This is a genomic window from Wolbachia endosymbiont of Mansonella perstans (assembly GCF_020278605.1).
GTDB lineage: Bacteria > Pseudomonadota > Alphaproteobacteria > Rickettsiales > Anaplasmataceae > Wolbachia.
The window spans coordinates 1-3,636 of record NZ_JACZHU010000092.1 but is presented as its reverse complement, the minus strand read 5'-3'; the positions used below and the strand labels follow the sequence as shown (position 1 = coordinate 3,636).

The 3,636-nt window shown below is 38.0% G+C and carries 2 protein-coding genes; both read left to right on the top strand.

Annotation, left to right across the window (positions count from 1 at the left end; genetic code table 11):
* The first annotated feature begins 126 nt into the window (after nt 1–126).
* Nucleotides 127–2,175, top strand: coding sequence for an NADH-quinone oxidoreductase subunit NuoG (gene nuoG, locus IHO13_RS04750; protein WP_225538511.1), 2,049 nt, complete (start codon nt 127–129; stop codon nt 2,173–2,175).
* The gene (gene nuoH / locus IHO13_RS04745; RefSeq protein WP_225538510.1) at nt 2,159–3,184 is read left to right on the top strand and encodes an NADH-quinone oxidoreductase subunit NuoH; all 1,026 of its coding nucleotides are present in this window, start codon (nt 2,159–2,161) and stop codon (nt 3,182–3,184) included. Before nuoG ends, nuoH begins: the two co-directional genes overlap by 17 nt.
* Nucleotides 3,185–3,636: the final 452 nt, after the last annotated feature.

The following is a 3,636-nucleotide window of genomic DNA, read 5'->3' as shown; positions in this document are numbered from 1 at the left end:
CAGTTAGATATATAAATCGCGACTCACGTATGAATTATATTTCCGCTGAATATGGGGATGGTAGTCTCGTTCAAGACGAAAGTGGTAATCCTATAAAGTGGGAAGCTGTGTAGTGGGTTTAAGTTTGTGGTTAAGATCACCATTAACTCTAGGAAATGTGAAGTGGAAGCTGGGTTTACTATAATCCAAGCCTGTGAGGCTGTGGGTGTTGAAATTCCGCGCTTTTGTTATCATGAGCGCTTAGCAATCGCTGGTAATTGTAGAATGTGTTTAGTTGAAGTGGAAGGTGGACCTCCAAAACCAGTAGCCTCTTGTGCGATACCAGTTGCAGAGGGTATGATTATTCACACTAATACCCCAAAAATCAAAAAGGCACGTGAAGGAGTACTCGAGTTTTTGCTAATTAACCATCCGCTTGATTGCCCCATTTGTGATCAAGGTGGTGAGTGTGATTTACAAGATATAACAATGGCCTATGGAAAGGGAACTAGCAGACTTGACGAACATAAAAGGGCTGTACCAAAAAAGCATTTTGGGCCACTTATTGAAACTGCAATGAATAGATGCATCCATTGCACTCGGTGTGTTAGGTTCTTGTCTGATGTTGCAGGTACAAACGAACTTGGGGGAATTGGTAAAGGAGAAAATATAGAAATCAGCACTTACATAAAAAGGCATATTAGCTCTGAATTATCTGGAAATATTATAGACCTCTGCCCTGTAGGAGCTTTGACTTCGAAACCTTACTCGTTTAAGGCACGCCCATGGGAACTATTACATTGTGAAACTATAGATGTGCTCGATGCTGTAGGAAGTGCGATCAGAGTCGATTACCGCGGCCCAGAAGTTATGCGAATATTGCCAAGACTCAATGAAGAAGTGAATGAGGAATGGATATCAGACAAAACTCGTTTTACTTACGACGGACTAAAAGTGCAACGCCTTGACCAACCTTATATAAAGAAAGGTGGTAAATTAATTCCAGTTGATTGGAATGAAGCACTAACTGTTGCTGCAAAAAAACTAAGAAGTACAAGGCCAAACAAAATGGCTGCAATTGCTGGTGATCTAGCAGATTGTGAGTCTATGCTTCTACTAAAAGAAATGATGCATAAGCTTGGCTCAGCAAATATAGATTGTAGGCAAGATGGAGCAAGGCTTATACAAAATAATCGTGGATCATATGTATTCAACACCACTGCTCAGGGTATAGAAAATGCAGATTTATGCCTTCTTATAAACACAAATCCTAAAGTAGAAGCGCCAATTATTAATGCACGTATAAGAAAAAGATATTTACAAGGTAACTTTCCTATTGCAAGCATTGGTCCTGACATTGAATATTTGTATCATGTTGAGAAGCTAGGCGATAACCCTGGCATTTTAAATGAAATAGCGAAAGGAAATCACAAATTTTGCAAGCTGCTAAGCGCTGCTAGAAACCCTATGTTTATTATCGGTCAAGATGCATTAACAAGAGATGATTCCGAATCAATTCTAGCTTTAGCTAGCACAATTGCAGAAAATTTTAACATGGTGAGGGATGACTGGAATGGTTTTAATGTGCTGCATAAAGCCGCAGCACGAGTTGGTGGATTAGATATTGGATTTGTTCCCAAAAAAGGTGGAAAAGACATTAACCAAACACTAAAGCAAGCAGAAAGTGGCGATATAGAAGCTGTTTATCTTCTCGGTGCAGATGAAATCGACACATCAAAATTAGAAAACACGTTCGTAATCTATCAAGGTCATCATGGCGATAGAGGTGCACACATAGCGGATGTTATTCTACCTGGAGCTACATACATAGAGAAATATGCAACTTATGTGAATACTGAAGGGCGAGTGCAGAGAACAAATTTAGCTGTATTTCCTCCTGGTGAAGCAAAGGAAGACTGGTTAATTATTAAAAATTTATCACAATATCTGGGCCTCTCCTTCCCATATGATAGTTTATTTGACGTGAAAAAAAAATTAGATACTATAGGCCCACAGTTTAGAAATGCTGACCAGGTGGTAAAAAACAAATGGGTGCCAATTACCTGCAACGAGATAAAACTAAGTAGCGTACCTTTCGCCCTAAAAGAATGTAATTTTTATATGACAGACTCCATAAGCCGCGCTTCAAAAACAATGGCAGATTGTACTAAGGCTTTCTATGGACACGCTAGCTAACATTTTATTTGTTTTGGCGCTGTTACTGCTCTCAGTAGCCTACTTGGTGTACTTCGAACGCAAATTTATTGGTGCAATTCAACTAAGACATGGCCCAAGTGTAGTTGGGCCTTTTGGACTATTACAGCCACTTGCAGATGCAATTAAATTACTGATTAAAGAGCCGATAGTACCATTTAGGGCAAATACCATATTGTTCATTATGGCTCCGATGCTCACCTTTATTTTAGCATTAATCGCATGGGCAGTTATACCATTTGGCGCTGAAGTAATTATAGAAAACAGGCAACAGACAGTAATTCCTAAGGTGATAGCAAATATTAATGTTGGAGTACTTTATGTGCTAGCTGTATCCTCTTTAGAGGTATATGGCATTATTATTGCAGGCTGGTCAAGTAATTCTAATTATGCATTTTTGGGTAGCGTAAGGTCAGCTGCCCAGATGATCTCATACGAAGTTTCGATAGGTCTAATAGTTGCCACAATTATTGTCACAACTAGCACGCTAAATCTCGGAGAAATGGTAGTAACAAAGCATAACATGCCATTTTGGGTTGATTTACTACTCATACCTATGGCAATAGTGTTCTTTATCTCTATTCTTGCAGAAACTAACCGTCATCCGTTTGATTTACCAGAAGCTGAAGCAGAGCTTGTCTCTGGGTATAATGTTGAATATTCATCAATGCCTTTTGCCCTCTTCTTCTTGGGAGAATATGCAAACATGATCTTAGCAAGCACTATGATGACAATATTTTTCTTAGGAGGATGGTATCCTCCTCTAGAACTTAATTTTTTGTATAAAATTCCAGGTTTAATTTGGTTTGTCTTAAAAATAGCTTTATTGTTGTTCATATTTATTTGGACTAGGGCAACAATACCTAGATATCGATATGATCAGCTAATGCGTCTTGGTTGGAAAGTGTTTCTACCAATATCAGTGCTTTGGCTAATACTCATCTCAGGAGTGCTACTCTTTACTAGGAATTTGCCAGGTTTAGAGTTGTAAATATGCATGCTGATCACAGTATTAAAACTTCTTTGATAAATTTTGCACTAAAGTTTCAAGACTTTTGTGCTATGGCTTTTTCTAATACCAATCCTCACCACACAGAAAGCGGGTAAACAACAGTGAAAAAAAGTTACCCAATAGAAATAAAAAGCTACTTGACAACCTTCGCCGTCACCCTTATCATAGTATTAAGGGTGTTTCTAACTCAAAGCTTGTTTTTGATCTGTAGGCTTAATAACAAAATTCAGGGTGTTTTTTGACAGATTGTATCAAATTATAGCGGCTACATGCTTTTTTCATTTTTTTTACACTCAGCCAAGTCGTGCTTGAACTAAGCGTCAGTAAATTATTATAACGTCAATTTAAAGTATTACAGAGTCAAAGCTCGCCATTCGGGTTTTTTTTCCTTTTTTTTACTTAGTAAATTTCTTAAATATTATAGCTTAGAC

Bases quoted from the DNA above. Each gene is read 5' to 3' on its own strand.
- nuoH (WP_225538510.1), top strand. From the start codon at position 2,159: ATGGACACGCTAGCTAACATTTTATTTGTTTTGGCGCTGTTACTGCTC.